Here is an 18,694-nt window from a genome sequence, read left to right as displayed (position 1 = left end):
GCATAACTTTGTCTAAATTTGTCGCATGGGGGAGAGGTTAGTGAAGAAGAGAAAATTAGCATCAACAGCGTTAGCAGCAGTAATGGGACTTAGCACCCTTACTATGGGGGCATTTACGCCAACAGCTAATGCCGAAGTAGTAAAGAAGGCAGAAACAGCACTTGAAGAAGTGAAGCATTCTCACAAAGGTGGTCCATTTGACTTGGCCATTGCCAATGATGAAAGGCTCATCGAGATGCTCAAAAAGGAAGGTAAGATTGATAAAAATGCTGATCCTGAAGAAGAAAGGGAAGTTCTTCAGAAATACCTAGAAGAAAAACAAAAGCTTGCTTCAGCTCAGCCTGAAGGAGAGCTCACAGAGGAAGTAAAAGACAAACATAAGAAAATCAAAGATGAGCATGATGACGATGAGATGGATGATGATAAAAAGAAAAAGCATAAACATCATAGAGGGTTGGAGCCTGTAAAAGAAGAGAAATGGACAGGTAATCAACGTGTAGATAACGTGCTTGTATTACTTATCAAGTATCCAGATTTTGCACCAACAGACATTAATCCAGAAGATACGGATATGTTTTATGAACAATATCCAAAAGAACACTACTACGATATGATTTTCGGTGAAAAAGGATATGAAGGTCCAAATGGTGAAAATTTAATATCTGTAAAACAATATTATGAAAAGCAGTCTGGTGGAAGCTACTCCATTGATGGAGCAGTTGGAGGTTGGTACGAAGCAAAACATCCAGCCGCATACTATGGTGGAAATGATCCTGCTCCAGACGGTAGTGATAAGAATGCACGCGGCCTTGTAAAGGAAGCGTTAACAGCGGCAGCTCAAGATCCTAACCTTGATTTAAGTAACTTTGACCAAGAAGACCGTTATGACTTTGATGGTGATGGAAACTTCCGCGAACCAGATGGAATGGTTGACCACTTAATGGTTGTTCACTCTAGTGTTGGGGAAGAAGCAGGCGGTGGATCCTTAGGCGGTGACGCGATTTGGTCACATCGTTGGAATTTAGGTAATGTCTTTGCTATTCCTGGTACTGAAACGGATGTTCCTTATTGGGATGGGGCGATGTCTGCTTATGATTACACAATTGAACCAGCAGATGGAGCAGCTGGAGTATTTGCACATGAATATGGTCATGATTTAGAGCTTCCAGACGAATACGATACACAGTATTCAGGTCAGGGTGAGCCTGTTGCCTATTGGTCGATTATGTCTAGTGGTAGCTGGGCTGGTAAAGTTCCAGGAACAGAACCAACTGGTTTCAGTCCATGGGCGAAAGAATTTTTACAATCTTATGTAGGTGGGAATTGGTTAACTGGTTCAACGTTTAATCTAGAAGATATTGATGAAGATGGTAAAGAATTACTGTTAGATCAGGCAAATACGAAAGGAACAAACAATGATGCTGTTCGTATCAATTTACCTGATAAAGCGACAGTGGTGAATACTCCATTTAGTGGGCAGTACGAGTACTTTAGTGGAAAAGGCAATGATTTAAATAATTCAATGGTAACAAGCCTGGATTTATCTAATGCAACTGCAGCAGAATTATCTTTTAAGACGTGGTATGAAATTGAAAAGGATTGGGACTACGCTTCTGTTCAAGTAAAAGAATCGGGTTCTGAGGAATGGGTTACAGTTCAAGGTAATATTACAACTGATACTAATCCAAACAAACAAAACCCGGGCTATGGTATTACTGGATCTTCTAATGGAAAATGGGTAGATGGCAGTTTTAATTTATCAGCTTATGCTGGAAAGAAAATTGAATTAAAGCTGAATTACTGGACAGACGTTGCTGCGACAATGCCTGGATTCTATGTAGATGATGTTTCTGTAACAGTTGATGGGACTCAGGTGCTAGTGGACGATGCAGAGGCTCAATCGAAATTTACTCTTGAAGGATTTACAAAAGATGAAGGGAAATTCTTCTCTGAACATTACTATTTACTAGAATGGCGTAACCATGCAGGTGTTGACAAAGGACTTGCCCATATCAAACGTGGGGACAGCTTAATGTCTTACGATGAAGGTTTACTTGTTTGGTATGTAGACGATTCTTATGACAATAACTGGACTGGTACTCACCCAGGTGATGGATTCCTCGGGGTTGTTGATGCTGACCAAAGGACACTTGAATGGAGTGATGGTACAGTTGCAGCGACACGCTATCAAATCCATGATGCAGCATTCAATCACAAACGTGGAGATAGAATGTTCCTAGATTATTCTGATATAAATGGATTAACATTGAAAGACAGGCATGTAAGATCGATAGAAGAGTTTAAGGATTCTCGAGATTATAGCAATGAAGGTATTCCAGATGCTGGAAGGAATATACTGGAATATGGACTAGAAGTTGAAGTTGAAAAAACAAGCCGTGATCAAAGTGTTGCTCAAATTGAAATCTCAAGAGAAGATCATTCTGATGACGATCGTGAAGACGACGATGATGAAGATCGTGATGAAGGCGAAGAAGACGAAGATTAATGGTATAAAAGTTTGATGTAGTATATATTAAACCCAACTACTTTTTTTTAGTCGTTGGGTTTTTCCCATCATACGAAAAGGAGGTATGTACCATGAACTGGAAAGTCCTTTTACCACTCTTCATTGTTATTGTAGGGATTGGATTTTGGATTATGTATGATTCGTCTGTTCAATCTGGAGAAGAAGTTAATAAAGAAAAGACAAAAGTTGAAAATAAAGTGGGACAAGAAACAAGTAAAGGAGAGATTAACGAGGAGGAATCTGTTATGAAGTCTATAGTAAATGATGAGAAGCTGATCGAACAACTAAAAGAAAAAGGAGTTATACCAAAGGATGCAACGAGAGGAGAAATAGAGGAGATTTTAAAGGAATACTTGAGAGATAAGAAAATCCACCCTACTACAGAGGATGTGAAAAAAAAGAAGGAATATATTAATCAATTAAAGGAAGAGATTAAGAATAAAGGCTTAAATAGTATTGATGGAAATTAGAGAGGCATGGTGTAGGTAACGCGTTCACTTAGGGGTGCGAGAAAGAGAAAAAAACCGGATTACTTCACCAGTATTTCAGGAAAATTCAAATATGTTTTTTTCAAGAGTATAGAGGGGATTTGACTTACTTTCTTGGTTGATTTATACCCATATACTTACGAACGATCGTTCTTCTGCTTTTTAAATGGTTTTGTCCATCTTTGGCTTTATGAAGGACCTTGCATTTTCTCATCTATATGGCTTAGACCTTCATCGGTTTAACGAAAAGTCCTTTTCCTTACAATTATAAATATACTTAATTTGACAGACTTAAATTCACAATAACTTTAATGCACTCTTAATAATATCTTGTAAATTTATAGCTGAAAAAAATAAAAATCCTGAAAATTCACCATCAAGCATGTTATTGGACATTCCTTTAGTGAGAGAAGATAATAATAGTCAAAGTTATAAAGGAGATGTCCAAATGAGTTTAAAATTAAGTGTGTTAGATCAATCTCCCATAGCAGAAGGTTCAAGTCCTGAAAAGGCTTTACAATATACAATCCAGCTTGCTAAGCATGTGGAGCAATTAGGATTCAACCGGTTCTGGGTTTCAGAACATCATGATACTTCTAGTTTGGCAGGATCTTCTCCGGAGGTTCTGATTGCCACACTTGCAGCGAAGACGAATTCCATTAGAGTAGGATCAGGAGGCGTCATGCTTCCGCATTATAGTCCATATAAAGTAGCAGAAAATTTTAGAGTGTTAGAGGGGCTTAACCCAGGACGGATTGACCTTGGTTTAGGAAGAGCACCTGGTGGTATGCCAATCGCGACAATGGCTTTACACGATGGAAAGCCAAGGGATGTGAATCGATATCCAGATCAAATCGATGACTTGAAAGGGTATCTAACCGATTCACTTCCAGTTGATCATCCATATAACGGATTAAAAGCAACACCTCTCATTCAGTCTATGCCGGAAATGTGGTTATTAGGTTCAAGTCCATCTAGTGCTATGCTTGCTGCAGAAAAAGGCCTTCCATACACGTTTGCCCAATTTATTAATGGGGAAGGCGGTCCACAGTATATGGAGCATTACCGAAATAATTTTATCCCATCGGATTTGTATACACATCCTGAAAGTATGGTAGCTGTATTTGTCATCTGTGCAGAAACGGATGAAGAAGCTGAACGTGTTGCCTCAAGTATTGATTTATCTATACTCATGATTGAACAAGGAATGCGTTCAACTGGAACACCAAGTCCCGAAACAGCTGCAGCTTATACCTACAGTCCATTCGAATTAGCAAGGATAAAGGAAAATCGAAAACGGATGGTTGTGGGGAACCCTAAAAAGGTAAAGGAACAGCTACATTCATTAAGTGAGCAATACCAAACGGAAGAAATGATGCTCGTTACCATTACTTATGATTTTGAAGATAAATTAAAATCGTTCCAGCTAGTAGCTGACGAAATTTTAATATAAATTTACGAGTAGTTTTTAGGGTGCATTCTATATTTAGATGAAAAGACAAAATGATAAAGCAGTGGATTTTCACTTGGTGAATTTCCGCTGCTTTATGAATTTTTTAAAAGGAAGATTCATTTGAAATAAATGTCTTATTACCAGACTTTCGTGTTGATTCCTGAACAATGAAGACTGCAGCAATAACTAACGTAATGCCAAGGTATTGCCAAAGGTTTAACTTTTCATGGAAAATGAAAAAACTTAATAATGCGGCAACAACTGGTTCAATGGTAGCAATGATAGACGCTCGACTTGATTCCAATGATTGTAATCCTTTCGTGTACAGAATGAATGCAAGCATTGTGGAGAAAAAGCCCAGACCTATTATGCAAAGCCACACTTCAATTGTTGAGAATAAATGTAAATTCACCCATAATCCGCTTAAAGGAGTAATGGCAAAGGCAGCAAAAATAAATGTATAGACAGTGACGGTTAATGTGTCATACTTTCTAAGGGCGAATTTCCCAAAAATACTGTATAAGGCGTAAAATAGTCCTGAACCAAGTCCAAGTATTAATCCATATAAAGAGACTGACTCTTTACTATTTGGTAAGATGCCAATCACAAAGGAACAGCCGGCAAAGGTGATGATTAAGGCAAGGACTTTTCGTGTCGTAAGTGCTTCTTTAAATAGTATTCTTGAGAATATGGTGACAAAAGCAGGTGCCGTATACAGAAGAATAGCAGCAATTGAGATGGAGGTCTCTTCCATTGCACTAAATAAACACCAATTAAAAAGGACAATACTAAAAATACCTGTTCCTATGAAGTATTTACTATCCGATAGTTGGATTTTTAGGAGATGTCGATTTTTAAAAATGATATAGAATAGCAGGAAAAAGGATGCGGATAGTACACGTATTGTTACAACCTGTGTCGGTGTAAAACCAAGTTCATAAAGAAAGGTTACAAATATTCCGATAATCCCCCATAAAGAAGCGCCTGCAGCAATATACAGGGCTGCCATTTTTTTATCTGCCATTGTCCTCCTCCATTCTTTGGAACTGCCTATGTAATTTTCTGCACAGGGTTTTACCTTTTTTCAAGTGCAATAATGAATGGTGGATTATTGATCCCGTTCATGAACTGATATCTAAGAACATGTACATAATGTTGATCAAGGTTTTCAACATATCGAAGGAGATAATCTCTTTCAACTGCTCCCTCACGATGACCATGATAAATGACTAAAATCATGATTCCTTCAGGTGCTAGCATTTCTAACAATTGGTTTATAGCTAATATGGTGGTTTTAGGCCGAGTAACAATGTCTTTATCTCCACCGGGAAGATAACCGAGATTGAAGATTGCGCCAGTTACTTTCCCATGATGAACGGGAGGAATCACATTCATTACCGTTTCATGTCCTTGTTTAAACAATGTAACGCGATTAGCTAATTCATGTGTTTCAAGTCGGTCTTTTGTATTTTGAATCGCTTCCTCTTGAATATCAAACCCATATACCCTGCCATGCTCTCCTACAAGTTGTGCAAGAAACAAGGTATCATGTCCATTCCCTAATGTCGCATCTACAACAATATCCCCAGGAGAAACAGCGTTCTTTAGTAAACTCCTTGCAAATGGTAGTACTCTTTCTAATTTCATTTTACCTTCACTTCCGCTTTGTAAAATTTTCCTTGAAAACTATTGCGTCTCTTTAATTCATTGTCAATGCTATTTAACACTGACCATTTATTAACACTCCACATCGGTCCGACCATTAAATCAATCGGTCCATCGCCTGTTATTCTGTGAACAATCATTTCTTTAGGAAGGACTTCTAATTGGTCACACACAAGATTGACATACTCTTCAAGAGAAAGGAATTCTACCATTCCTTTTTCATATTGCTTCACCATTGGTGTTCCTTTTAAAAGATGAAGTAAATGAATTTTAATTCCTTGCACATCAAGCTTTGCTACCTCTTTTGCCGTTTCCATCATCATATTGTAATCTTCTTGGGGAAGTCCGTTAATAATATGGGAACATACTCGTATCCCATGTTTTCTTAGTTTATTAACCCCATCTACATAACATTCAAAATCATGGGCACGATTTATTAGATGAGCTGTTTTTTCATGGACCGTTTGTAACCCAAGCTCGACCCAAAGGTATGTGCGTTTATTTAACTCGGCAAGGTATTCGATGACATCATCTGGTAAACAATCTGGTCTAGTGGCAATCGAGATTCCAACGACATCCTTCTGCTTTAAAACCGTCTCATATTTCTCGCGTAGTTCTTCAACGGGTGCATGTGTATTCGTGAATGCCTGGAAATAGGCCATATACTTTCCATCTTTCCATTTTAGGTGCATTCTTTCTTTGATATCATTAAATTGTTTTTCCAATGGATCGATACGTTTTCCCGCAAAATCACCCGAGCCAGCTACACTACAAAAAGTACATCCACCATGTGCAACCGTTCCGTCTCGATTTGGACAATCAAATCCCCCATCTAAAGCGACTTTGAAAACTTTATGTCCAAAGTGGTTGCGTAAGTGATAATTCCATGTATGGTAACGTTTATGATCTGAAGCAAATGGAAATGGGTTTGTCTGAGTCAAGACAAACACCTCCTAAATTAAGGTCTGAAACAATAGCTTTTTTGAATATATGAATTTTAACATGAACCGACTTTTCTATCCAATTGTAATCATTAACAATCTAAAGGTGTACTTTTCCATTAGTGAAACATTGTTTTTTGACAAAAACTAAACGTGAAGCCAAAGCTTCATCTTGATGTAGGAGGAATCGTATGGCAACAAGAAGATCGATAGACGAATGCATACAAAGATGTGAAGATGCTATCCGAAATGCGGAGAAACAGTATAAAGAGGGAAGCAAACAAGATCATTACCATGATGTAGAATATTCAGCTGCTATGATGCAGCTTGAGGAAGCTACTAATGAAGTAATGCAATTGGCGAATAGTGCTAATTCTCAGCAAAGAGAACAGCTTCACCGTATGAGATTACAGGTGCAGAAGTTTCAAAATGAAATGATTTTGTTAGATCATGACCCTTCTGTTGTAGGAGGAAAACTACATTGAAAAAACGATCGAAACAAAATAACCCAGAGCAAAAAACAAGAAATGCATCCCGGAACCTTGATACAGAATTCGGTGAAGAGTATAACCCAGTAAAAAAATCAAAGAAAAATTATGCCAAACAAGGACAGCAGGTTAAATCAAAGCAGCATGTGGAAAAGCCTGATTAAATCGTTCTCTTTTGAATTCATTACCAAGCACCGTGGTAGTTCGGTGCTTGGTTTTTTTTAAAAGGCTCTTTTCTAAAAGTTTGTTGCTTTTATCAACATTGAAAACGCAGAGTGGATTGGAGCGGAAGGCACTTGACTCCTGCGGGATGCAGAGGAAAAGTCGAGACCCCGCAGACGGAACGTCAAGGAGGCTTGACTTCCTCCCCGCGGAAAGGAACGGTCAACGGTATTCCCCCTAAAACAACAATCTCTACGAAAAGAGTCTTTTAAAAAACAATATTCCTCATAAATCCAATGACACGAAGAGGCCCTCATTTTCACTATAAAAAATAATGCCTTGTAAATTATTTATAAATTCTTCCTTTTACCTATTGCTAAACTCTCGAAAAAACAATAGAATTTATTTTTGTTTTCGAAATATATCGGGAGAGGAAGCGAATAGCATGCCTAAGTCACTTTGGCTTTTAGTCATAGGTATGATAGTAAATGTAACAGGTGGATCTTTCTTATGGCCCCTCAATACAATCTATATTAATAACTATTTAGACAAATCGTTATCGGTTGCTGGGATCGTTTTAATGCTAAACGCGGGAGCAAGTGTTTTGGGAAATTTAATTGGCGGAAGCCTTTTTGATCGTTTTGGAGGATATCGTTCCATCTTATTTGGAATATCGATTACGTTATTAGCTCTGGTTGGAATGAATATCTGGAACGGCTGGCCTCATTATGTCGTGTTTTTAACGATTGTTGGCTTTGGCTCCGGAATTGTTTTTCCCTCTATGTATGCTATGGCTGGTTCAGTTTGGCCAGAAGGTGGAAGAAAAGCGTTTAACTACATTTACGTTGCTCAAAATGTCGGTGTTGCGATTGGAGCTGCCTTAGGTGGATTTGTTGCATCTTTTTCGTTTCAATACATTTTTCTTGCTAATTTAGCTATGTATATTGTGTTCTTTTTTATCGCCTATTTTGGATATCGTTCCATCTCCATTCAAACAGCTAAACAAACATCATTACTTAATGAGAAAACCTTCATCAAGAACAAAAATAAATTTACAGCCCTTATCTTGATTTGCACCGCTTATATTTTTTGCTGGGTAGGGTATGTCCAATGGCAATCGACCATTGCAAGTTACACACAGGAAATTAACATAAGTTTAAATCAGTACAGTTTGCTTTGGACGATAAATGGTGCGCTCATTGTTTTAGCTCAGCCGCTCTTATCAAGAGCTATAAAACGCTTTGAAAATAACTTGAAAGTTCAAATTTTAATTGGTACCGTCATCTTTATGATTTCTTTTGCCGTAGCAGCAAGAGCAGAGGCTTTTCAATTATTTGCCATTGCCATGATTATTATGACGATTGGTGAAATGCTTATTTGGCCAGCAGTACCGACGATTGCGAACCAATTAGCTCCTAAGGGACGGGAAGGTTTTTACCAAGGAATAGTGAATAGTACGGCAACAGGTGGAAGGATGATCGGTCCTTTTCTTGGAGGAGTACTCGTTGATTTATTCGGAATGCCGACGCTTTTCTACAGCTTGATTGGATTATTTATCATTTCTTTTATTATTACGATGATTTACGATCGTTCTTTAAAGGAGAAAAAGAATATTCCTATATCGGTATCATCATAAATTCAAATCGACTGTTACAGTAACTAACTGTGCAGTCTTTTTTTATTTGATTTATCAAATTCGTGCAATAAATGAATACCGATGCAATTAAAGCGAGTTTAAATGAAAGAAAAACCTGGTAACTGAAAGGAATTTATCGGATAAGGAGAATAATCTGTCCGTGTTCTTTAATAATTTGTCCATAACTCCCAATATTTTGTCCGAACTCCCGAATATATTGACCGTTCGACAAAATAAGACAATTTTCTGCGACTGAAGAACCATCTATTTTATGAAGGAAAAATAGCAAAATTGCGAAAAAATAATGCGAAAATGTTAATATAAAAGAAAAACCGTGGTGGTGATAAGATGAACAGTCTTCTATCGAAAGTATCGATTGAAATGGTTGAGAAAATACTTGAAATTGCCTATGAATGGCTTGTTGTGGTGGATAATGAGGGCTATATCATCTATATAAACGTAAATTATTGTCGATTTCTTGAAGTAGATAGGAGAGAGGCGATCGGGAAACATGTAACGGAAGTAATCGAGAACACCCGAATGCACCTTGTAGCAAGCTCTGGAAAAGAGGAAGTAGCAGACCTTCAATATATTCGCGGGAATTATATGATTGCCAATCGGATTCCTATTGTTGTTGAGGATCAAGTTATCGGTGCCCTTGGAACAGTTATTTTCCGTGATACAAGCGAATGGATGCAAATGAGCACACATGTTAAGAACATGATGTCCAAAATTCAAAGCTATATCCAAGACATCAACAATGGTGTAAAGTACACCCTTGAAGATATATTGGGAGGAGCCCTTCCAATACAGGAATTAAAAGAAAAAGTAAAAATGATTGCTCCTAGTGATATTTCGGTTCTCATTCGAGGCGAAAGTGGGACAGGCAAAGAATTATTTGCTCACAGTATCCATCAGTTAAGCGAGCGCAGTCAGCAGCCGTTTATAAAAGTAAACTGTGCAGCCATCCCTGAGCATCTTCTAGAATCCGAGCTATTTGGATATGAAGAAGGAGCTTTTACTGGTGCTAAAAAAGGAGGCAAAAAAGGGAAGTTCCAGCTAGCGAATGGTGGAACACTCTTTCTCGACGAAATTGGAGATATGCCTTTAAATATGCAAGCCAAATTATTACGAACCCTTCAAGAAGGGGAAGTTGAACCAATTGGAGGAACGAAGACGGATTCAGTTGATGTAAGAATCATCGCTGCTACCAACCGGCCGCTTGAGAAAATGATGGAGGAAAAACGATTCCGGGAAGATTTATATTATCGAATAAATGTCGTACCATTTCAAATACCGCCATTACGAGATCGCCATGCTGATATCCAACTATTAGCTCAGCATTTTATAGAAAAGTCATCATCAAAATCAGGAAAACGGATGATTGGCTTTGAACAAGACGTACTTGACTTATTCTGTTCTTATAGCTGGCCAGGGAATATCAGAGAATTAGAAAATGTCATTGAAGCTTCCACCTATTTATCCAATTCGAAGTTGATTACCCGAGAATCACTCCCTGAATATATCCAAAGTACAAGTATCTATAAAGTTGGTTCAAAGAGTTTAAAAGAAATTTTAGAAGAAACGGAGAAGAAAATAGTGGCCCAAAGCCTTCAGCAATTTAGTGATAAGCGTTCAGCTGCAAAAGCTCTAGGGATTAGTAAATCAAGTATGTATGAAAAATTAAATAAATATGACCTTTTATAAGTCCAGATATCCGGAAAGGAGTCCAGATATCTGGACTTACTTTATTTCGTTTGATTTCTGAACATTCTGTTAACGAAAATTAATTCTGTATAGAAAATTCCAGATTTCTGGACTGAACATTCTAAAAGTCATTTATGTAAAGCGTTTTCATTATTGGCATACATCTTGCAAATATAAACGAGGAAGATGTGATTACTCTACACCAAAAGGGGGAAAAGAAATGTCATTAAGTATGATCGGTTTAATAGGGGGGCTCGTTCTACTTATTTATTTAACAATGAAAGGAATGAACATCTTAATTGTAGGGCCTATTTCAGCCCTTTTTGTAGCAGTCTTTAGCGGAATGCCACTTTTTCCACAGCTAGTCGGAGAAGGGGAAGCAAACTTAGTAGGAAATTATATGTCTGGTTTCACTGGATTTGTTGCTGCATGGTATTTGATGTTTTTACTTGGTGCTGTTTTTGGGAAAGTAATGGAAGACAGTGGAGCAGCCGATAGCGTGTCGCGATTTGTTGTCGATAAGCTTGGGATGAAATATGCTGTATTAGCGATTGTTGCTGCATGTGCGGTTTTAACCTACGGAGGAGTCAGCCTATTCGTTGTTGCTTTCTCTGTTTATCCAATGGCCGTTAGTTTGTTCAAACAAGCTGATTTGCCACGGCGGTTTATTCCGGCTGCGTTAGCTTTTGGATCGGTAACATTTACAATGACATCTGCGGGTTCACCTGAGATTCAAAACTGGATTCCAATTGATTATTTGAATACAAGCCCGTATGCTGGCTGGGAAGTTAGTATAATTGTTGCGATCTTTATGGCGGTCTTTGGATACTGGTGGTTAAAACGAATGATTACAAAAGCGCTAAATAAAGGTGAGCGATTCGAGGCAAGAAAGACGGATCCCATTTTGGATGAATCTAAACCACTGCCAAATCCATTTACAGGACTTATTCCGTTAGTTGTCGTACTCATTCTCTCGTTTATTTTCCATGATTCATTAAAGCAATCCGCTTTAATTATCGCTTTACTAGGAGGAATCATCACGGCATATATTTTAAATAGGAAATATTTTAAAGGATTTTGGAATGCTGTTTCTGAAGGAACAATTGGTGCTCTAATAGCGATAGGGAATACGGCAGCGGTAGTTGGCTTTGGAGGAGTAGCGAAAGCTGTACCAGCCTTTGAGACAGCAGTAAATGTCATGACAAGCATCCCTGGATCACCACTTATTGGCGGTGCAATTGCCGTGAGTGTCATCGCTGGGATGACAGGCTCTGCGTCAGGAGGTCAAGCGATTGCCTTACCAATATTAGCACCGCATTATGTAGATGCTGGGGTCAATCCGGAAGCATTACACAGGGTTGTCGCCATATCTTCAGGAGCCTTGGATTCTCTCCCTCATAACGGATATGTTGTAACGACAATCCGCTCGATATGTGGTGAAAGTCATCAGCAGGCATATGGTGCAGTGGGAGCTGTTACCGTCATTGTTCCATTACTTGGTTTAACGATTGCAATTCTCTTATTTTCAATTGGACTTGGTATATAGAAAGGAGATTTTAAGGAGATGGTGAACGATAAAGTTGTCTTCGTTACAGGAGCAGCACAGGGGATTGGATTTGAATTGGCAAAGGAATTTGCCCATAACGGAGCAAAAGTAGTCCTAACCGATCTCAATGAGGAGAAAGTAAAGGAATCTGCACAAACTTTAAAACAGGAAGGTTGTGCAGCTATAGGTTTGAAATGTGATGTGACCTCAGAGGAAGCAATCAAAGCGGCTATTGTTCAAACGCTGGAGAAGTTTTCTCGTTTAGATGTTTTAATCAATAATGCCGGCTTACAGCATGTTTCTTATATTGAAGAATTTCCGACTGAGAAATATGAACTTTTACTCAAAGTAATGCTAACGGCTCCATTTATTGCAATCAAATATGTACTCCCCCAGATGAAGCAGCAAAGATTTGGCCGTATTATTAATATGGCATCCATTAATGGATTAGTTGGTTTTGCAGGAAAAGCAGCCTATAACAGTGCGAAGCATGGTGTGATTGGACTTACGAAGGTAGCGGCACTAGAGGCAGCAGAGCACGGAATTACTGTCAACGCAGTTTGTCCAGGTTATGTGGATACACCTCTTGTAAGAAATCAGTTAACGGACATTGCGAAGACAAGAAATGTACCTTTAGAGAATGTGTTAGAGGATGTTATATATCCGCTGGTCCCGCAAAAAAGACTACTTCAAGTGAAAGAAATAGCTGATTACACCATGTTTTTATCCAGTGAAAAAGCGGGTGGAGTGACAGGGCAAGCTATTGTAATTGATGGTGGTTATACAGTGCAATAAACGGAAAATCAAGTAACTCCTAAGAAAATAACCCGATAAATGACAAAATTTTTATTGTTTTTAACAACTGGGCTTGAAACTCCGTATAAAATTGAATAAAATAGTGTATACAATAGATGTATACTTAAAGACTTTGATAAGGAATAGTAATGATCAACTTCCGTTGAAGAGAGTTGACGGGTGGTGAAAGTCAACCGGAAGCATCATGAACTCGCCCTTTGAGTTGCAAGTGTGAAAAACGTAATACTTGCCGTTTTCCGCGTTAAGGATGATTGAAGTGAGTGGCGTGTACACTAAGCTGGGTGGTACCGCGGGAGATTATTCATAATAGCTCTCGTCCCAATATTTTTTATATTGGGGCGGGAGCTTTTTGATTTTTTACTACTTAAAAGGAGGTTAGAGCCGTGAGCTTTAATCATAAAGAAATTGAAACCAAGTGGCAGCAATACTGGGGAGAGAAAAAAACATTCCAGACGACCACTGAACTAAATAAACCAAAATTTTACGCACTTGATATGTTTCCGTATCCATCTGGTGCTGGCCTTCACGTAGGACATCCAGAAGGCTATACTGCAACAGATATTCTGTCTAGAATGAAACGTATGCAAGGATATAATGTCCTTCACCCAATGGGATGGGATGCTTTTGGTCTGCCTGCTGAGCAATATGCTCTTGATACAGGAAATGATCCAGCTGAATTTACAAAGCAAAACATTGATAACTTCCGACGCCAAATTAAAGCACTAGGTTTTTCTTATGATTGGGATCGTGAAGTCAATACAACAGATCCTCATTACTATAAGTGGACACAATGGATTTTTACAAAGCTTTATGAAAAAGGGCTAGCTTATGTGGACGAAGTGGCTGTGAATTGGTGCCCTGCACTAGGAACCGTATTAGCGAATGAAGAAGTGATTGATGGAAAAAGTGAGCGAGGCGGTCATCCTGTTGAACGCCGTCCAATGAAGCAATGGATGCTTAAAATCACGGCCTATGCTGATCGTCTACTGGAAGATCTTGAAGAGGTAGATTGGCCAGAAAGTATTAAAGATATGCAGCGCAATTGGATTGGACGCTCAGAAGGAGCAGAGGTTACGTTCAAGATTGATGGGACGGCCGAAAGCTTCCAGGCATTCACTACTCGTCCAGATACACTTTTCGGTGCAACATATGCAGTACTTGCGCCAGAGCATCCTTTTGTTGACAAAATTACTACAAGTGAGCAAAAACCACAGGTTGAAGCCTATATTAATAAGGTGAAATCAAAGAGTGACCTTGAAAGAACAGACCTTGCAAAAGATAAGTCAGGGGTCTTCACAGGTGCTTATGCGATTAACTCCATTAATCAAGAAAAAATGCCTATCTGGATTGCTGACTATGTCCTTATGAGCTATGGTACAGGAGCTATTATGGCAGTGCCAGCTCACGATGAAAGAGACTATGAATTTGCACAGAAATTCGATCTGTCAATTAAAGAAGTCGTTGCAGGTGGAGATATTGAAAAAGAAGCGTACACAGGAGATGGAAAGCATATTAATTCCGGCTTCCTTAACGGACTAGGAAAGGAAGAAGCAATAGGGAAAGCCATTGAATGGCTGGAAAATAAAGGGGTTGGAACGAAAAAAGTAACGTATCGCCTTCGTGATTGGCTATTTAGTCGCCAACGTTATTGGGGTGAACCAATTCCTGTCATTCATTGGGAAGATGGAACGACAACAACTGTTCCAGTTGAAGAGCTTCCACTTACACTTCCAAAAACAACGGAAATCAGACCATCTGGTACAGGAGAATCACCACTTGCAAATATTAGTGAGTGGGTAAATGTTGAAGATCCTAAAACAGGAATGAAAGGTCGCCGTGAAACAAATACAATGCCACAGTGGGCAGGAAGCTGTTGGTACTATCTACGATTTATCGATCCGGATAATGAGAAAGAGCTTGCTAGTCAGGAATCACTAAACCATTGGCTCCCAGTTGATATGTATATCGGTGGAGCAGAGCATGCGGTTCTTCACCTTCTTTACGCTCGTTTCTGGCATAAATTCCTTTATGACATTGGCGTTGTCCCAACAAAAGAGCCATTCCAAAAGCTATTTAACCAAGGAATGATTCTAGGGGAAAACAATGAGAAAATGAGTAAATCAAAAGGGAATGTCGTAAACCCTGACGAAATCGTAGAAAGCCACGGTGCTGACACCCTTCGTCTTTATGAGATGTTCATGGGTCCACTTGAAGCATCGATTGCATGGAGCACAAATGGATTAGACGGAGCTAGACGTTTTCTAGATCGTGTGTGGCGACTGCTTATCGCAGACGATGGGGCACTTAGTGATAAAGTAACAGAATCTGAAAATAAAGATTTAGAGAAAACGTATCATCAAACCGTACAAAAAGTGACGGAAAACTATGAAGACCTTCGTTTCAATACTGGAATCTCTCAGCTAATGGTATTCATTAATGATGCCTATAAAGCGGAATCTCTTCCAAAAGAGTATGTAGAAGGCTTTGTGAAAATGCTTGCCCCAATTGCTCCACATATAGCTGAAGAGTTATGGTCAAAACTTGGGCATGAAGGAACAATCTCTTATGAAACTTGGCCAACTTACGATGAAGCTAAGCTTGTAGACAACGAAGTGGAAATCGTATTCCAAGTTAACGGAAAGGTTCGTGCTAAGCTGACAGTGGCAAAAGATCTTTCTAAGGATGAACTTGAGAAATTTGCTATGGGAGATGCAAAAGTGCAGGAGCACATTGGAGGAAAATCGGTTCGAAAAGTGATTGCCGTTCCTGGTAAGCTTGTTAATATCGTAGCAAACTAATTGATTGCCACTCAATGACCTACTGATGAAGTTTCACAATTACTTAAAGAAGGCCAAGGAAGTTATCTAGCTAGGCCTTCTTTTTTTGTAGCTGTGGACGGCTTTGATATAATCAAAGAATGAAACCTTGAAAGGATGAAGAGAATTGGATTCAATTAAAACCATTACAACGGATGAGTTAATGAAAAAACTTGAACAAGGTGAAGAGCTCTATTTAGTAGATGTCCGTGAGGACGAAGAAGTGGCAGAAGGGATGATACCATCTGCAAAGCACGTGAAAATGGGGGATATTCCTGAATCCGTTTCACAATTTGAGAAAGATAAAGAATATGTTTTCATTTGTCGTTCAGGTAGAAGAAGCGAAAACGTGTGTCATTTCATGAATGACCAAGGATTCAAAGTGGTCAATATGGAAGGCGGCATGCTTGAGTGGGCTGGTAAAACTGAGCCGAAGAAATAATTTAATTTGATTGGGCTGTCTCAATAGGGGTCCGTCACTACCATGCTTATCTATATTTAGAAGATTAGTTTTTTCTCTAGATTTAAGTTGTGGTTGCTGACACCTTAGTTTTTGGGACAGTTCGTTTTTTTTTATTTCTTATGTCTGAAAATTAAAATAATTGTCAAAGCTAGATAGAAAAAAGTAGGGGATGAGGAACAATGCTTCAAGTCAAAATGTTCGATTATGAACATGAAAAAGACCTAGAAAAACAAATGAATCATTTTTTAAGAGACATAGAAGAAAATAAGATTATGGATATTAAATACCATGTTGCAGCAATGGCGGAGGATGATCAAATATACTGTTTTTCTGCGATGGTTGTATATCGGAAGTAGGATGGGTAGTTACCGATTGGTTAGAATTAAGTTATTTTGTATTTTTCTATGAACTTTTAAGGGCTATTATTGCCGTTTGAAGTAATTCAAGACATTAATGACTCTAGAGTGTATTTTTTCTTTAAATAGATAGGGATTTTAATTCCTTAGGCTCTAGATAGAGGTATCAGAGGTTATTTTATTCTCAACTTTGTGGTGTTTATCGATTTCTCGACAACATATGATAAATTTTGAAACGAGGGCACTTTAACCATTTCCAAAAAATAAAAAAAGGAACGCCGCCAAAGACAGTTCCTATTTTTTATTCTTAGCGTATTCTGCAGCATTCGTTCCTGCAAGCCTTCCGGTCACAAAGGCGGAGGTAATATTGTAGCCCCCTGTGTATCCATGAATATCAAGAACTTCTCCACTAAAATAGAGTCCTTCTTTTTTCTTCGATGCCATTGTCTTTGGCTCAATCTCCTTAACAGAGATACCACCACCTGTGACGAATGCTTTATCAATTGAGAGTGTTCCATTAACTGTAAACTGAAAGGATTTCATCAGTTTACTCAAGGCTCTTTTCTTTTCAGTTGAAATCGTTATTCCTTGTGCATCGGAATCAATTTCTGCTCTTTCCAATAGGAAGAGTAAATAGCGTTCTGGTACCCAGCCTTTTAAAATGTTCTTAACAGATTTCTTTCCTTCCTCTTTTAAGGCAGTATTGATCTCACGAAAGAGCATTTCCTCATTTTTTTGCGGGAAGGCATCGATGTTCATTAGGACATGTGTCAGCTTCCATTTCTTCATTGCCTTCACAACAAATTGACTGCACCGTAATACGGCAGGACCTGAGATTCCAAGATGAGTAAAGATCATATCCATTTTATGTGTAACAAGTGGCTTCCCTTTAGGATTCAAAACACTCAAATTTACATCTCTAAGGGATAATCCTTGCAACTGTTTTTCCTTAATAAAAGCTTCATCAGAGGTAAGCGGAACCTCGGTTGGGAAAAGGTCTGTTATCGTGTGACCTGCTTTTTTAGCCCAAGGATAGCCGTCCCCTGTAGACCCTGTATGCGGAACAGATTTTCCTCCAACTGCAATGACAACTGCATTTGTCGAAACTTCCTCGTCATTTTCGAGGATGATGGCTTTCACTGCAGTTTCTGTATACAGAACGTCTTTGACGGGTGTGTTGGTCCGAACGTCTACGTTAAGTTCACTTAATCTTGTAAGTAAAGCATCGACAACACTCTGTGCTTTATCACTTACAGGGAACATTCGTCCGTGATCTTCTTCTTTTAATTCAACACCAAGGTTTTCAAAGAATGAGATGATATTCTCGTTATTAAATACTGAAAAGGCGCTGTATAAAAAGCGACCGTTGCCAGGTATATGTTTAATGATTTCGTCTATTGGCAATCGGTTGGTGACATTGCACCGACCACCGCCTGAAATGGCTAATTTTCTCCCCAGTTTGTTTCCTTTATCAATAAGAAGGACCCTTGCTCCATTTTCGCCAGCTGCAATTGCAGCCATTAATCCGGATGGGCCGCCTCCAATCACAATTACGTCATATTTTTTCATTCCGACACCAACTTTGTCTAACAGATTTTCTTGTATTATTGTAAGGTTCTTCTTATAAGAA

16 protein-coding genes and 1 other annotated feature are annotated in these 18,694 nt (G+C 38.7%); of the genes, 12 read left to right on the top strand and 4 right to left on the bottom strand.

The features are described 5' to 3' along the window. Positions 1–40 precede the first annotated feature (40 nt). The 3 genes from JOC86_RS07750 to JOC86_RS07740 all read left to right on the top strand — a co-directional run bounded on the left by JOC86_RS07750 (position 41) and on the right by JOC86_RS07740 (position 4,468). Positions 41–2,506, top strand: coding sequence for an immune inhibitor A domain-containing protein (locus JOC86_RS07750; protein ID WP_205169829.1), 2,466 nt, complete (start codon positions 41–43; stop codon positions 2,504–2,506). Between the two features lie 92 nt (positions 2,507–2,598). After that, positions 2,599–2,997 carry a hypothetical protein gene (locus tag JOC86_RS07745; RefSeq protein ID WP_205169815.1) on the top strand — a complete coding sequence of 133 codons (399 nt, stop codon included), beginning with the start codon at positions 2,599–2,601 and terminating at the stop codon, positions 2,995–2,997. A gap of 466 nt (positions 2,998–3,463) precedes the next feature. Beyond that, on the top strand, positions 3,464–4,468 hold the full coding sequence (locus JOC86_RS07740) for an LLM class flavin-dependent oxidoreductase (protein ID WP_205169812.1): 1,005 nt from the start codon (positions 3,464–3,466) through the stop codon (positions 4,466–4,468). Positions 4,469–4,571: 103 nt separating this feature from the next. Here JOC86_RS07740 and JOC86_RS07735 read toward each other — a convergent pair whose 3' ends face one another. The 3 genes from JOC86_RS07735 to mnmL are packed head-to-tail and all read right to left on the bottom strand — an operon-like array spanning position 4,572 to position 7,074. Continuing rightward, positions 4,572–5,492 (bottom strand): DMT family transporter, encoded by a 921-nt coding sequence (locus tag JOC86_RS07735; RefSeq protein ID WP_205169809.1) that lies wholly within the window; start codon positions 5,490–5,492, stop codon positions 4,572–4,574. Between the two features lie 50 nt (positions 5,493–5,542). Further along, positions 5,543–6,115 (bottom strand): tRNA 5-(aminomethyl)-2-thiouridylate-methyltransferase MnmM, encoded by a 573-nt coding sequence (mnmM, locus tag JOC86_RS07730; protein ID WP_205169806.1) that lies wholly within the window; start codon positions 6,113–6,115, stop codon positions 5,543–5,545. After that, positions 6,112–7,074: a tRNA modification radical SAM protein MnmL/YtqA gene (gene mnmL, locus JOC86_RS07725; protein WP_205169803.1), complete on the bottom strand. Its 963-nt coding sequence runs from the start codon at positions 7,072–7,074 to the stop codon at positions 6,112–6,114. Before mnmL ends, mnmM begins: the two co-directional genes overlap by 4 nt. Before the next feature lie 191 nt (positions 7,075–7,265). On the opposite strand from mnmL, the gene JOC86_RS07720 reads away from it, so the two are divergent. The 9 genes from JOC86_RS07720 to JOC86_RS07680 all read left to right on the top strand — a co-directional run bounded on the left by JOC86_RS07720 (position 7,266) and on the right by JOC86_RS07680 (position 17,064). Further along, positions 7,266–7,559, top strand: a complete 294-nt coding sequence (locus JOC86_RS07720; protein WP_205169800.1) for a YtzC family protein — start codon at positions 7,266–7,268, stop codon at positions 7,557–7,559. Beyond that, on the top strand, positions 7,556–7,726 hold the full coding sequence (locus JOC86_RS07715; protein ID WP_205169797.1) for a glycogen biosynthesis protein GlgD: 171 nt from the start codon (positions 7,556–7,558) through the stop codon (positions 7,724–7,726). The genes JOC86_RS07720 and JOC86_RS07715 overlap by 4 nt, the downstream gene beginning before the upstream one ends. 443 nt (positions 7,727–8,169) lie before the next feature. Next, positions 8,170–9,360, top strand: coding sequence for an MDR family MFS transporter (locus JOC86_RS07710; RefSeq protein WP_205169794.1), 1,191 nt, complete (start codon positions 8,170–8,172; stop codon positions 9,358–9,360). 348 nt (positions 9,361–9,708) lie between these two features. Then, positions 9,709–11,067, top strand: a complete 1,359-nt coding sequence (locus JOC86_RS07705; RefSeq protein ID WP_205169791.1) for a sigma-54 interaction domain-containing protein — start codon at positions 9,709–9,711, stop codon at positions 11,065–11,067. Positions 11,068–11,287: 220 nt separating this feature from the next. After that, positions 11,288–12,613, top strand: a complete 1,326-nt coding sequence (locus JOC86_RS07700; protein ID WP_338021724.1) for a GntP family permease — start codon at positions 11,288–11,290, stop codon at positions 12,611–12,613. 18 nt (positions 12,614–12,631) lie between these two features. Further along, positions 12,632–13,408, top strand: a complete 777-nt coding sequence (locus JOC86_RS07695; RefSeq protein ID WP_205169788.1) for a 3-hydroxybutyrate dehydrogenase — start codon at positions 12,632–12,634, stop codon at positions 13,406–13,408. Positions 13,409–13,532: 124 nt separating this feature from the next. Next, positions 13,533–13,753: a binding site (T-box leader), on the top strand. 59 nt (positions 13,754–13,812) lie between these two features. Further along, the gene (leuS, locus tag JOC86_RS07690) at positions 13,813–16,227 is read left to right on the top strand and encodes a leucine--tRNA ligase (protein WP_205169784.1); all 2,415 of its coding nucleotides are present in this window, start codon (positions 13,813–13,815) and stop codon (positions 16,225–16,227) included. A 145-nt stretch (positions 16,228–16,372) separates the two neighbouring features. Next, complete coding sequence (locus tag JOC86_RS07685; RefSeq protein WP_205169781.1) at positions 16,373–16,687, top strand: rhodanese-like domain-containing protein; 315 nt, start codon at positions 16,373–16,375, stop codon at positions 16,685–16,687. A gap of 200 nt (positions 16,688–16,887) precedes the next feature. Then, a complete protein-coding gene (locus JOC86_RS07680; RefSeq protein WP_205169778.1) occupies positions 16,888–17,064 on the top strand; it encodes a sporulation protein Cse60 in 177 nt (58 codons plus the stop codon). Between the two features lie 294 nt (positions 17,065–17,358). On the opposite strand, the gene JOC86_RS07675 is transcribed toward JOC86_RS07680, so the two are convergent. Continuing rightward, positions 17,359–18,633, bottom strand: a complete 1,275-nt coding sequence (locus tag JOC86_RS07675; protein WP_205169775.1) for a BaiN/RdsA family NAD(P)/FAD-dependent oxidoreductase — start codon at positions 18,631–18,633, stop codon at positions 17,359–17,361. Between the last annotated feature and the right edge of the window lie 61 nt (positions 18,634–18,694).

Origin of the sequence: Rossellomorea pakistanensis (genome assembly GCF_016908495.1) — a bacterium.
Taxonomy (GTDB): domain Bacteria; phylum Bacillota; class Bacilli; order Bacillales; family Bacillaceae_B; genus Rossellomorea; species Rossellomorea pakistanensis.
The sequence above is the reverse complement of the archived record's forward strand: the minus strand, read 5'-3'. Positions and strand labels throughout refer to the sequence as shown.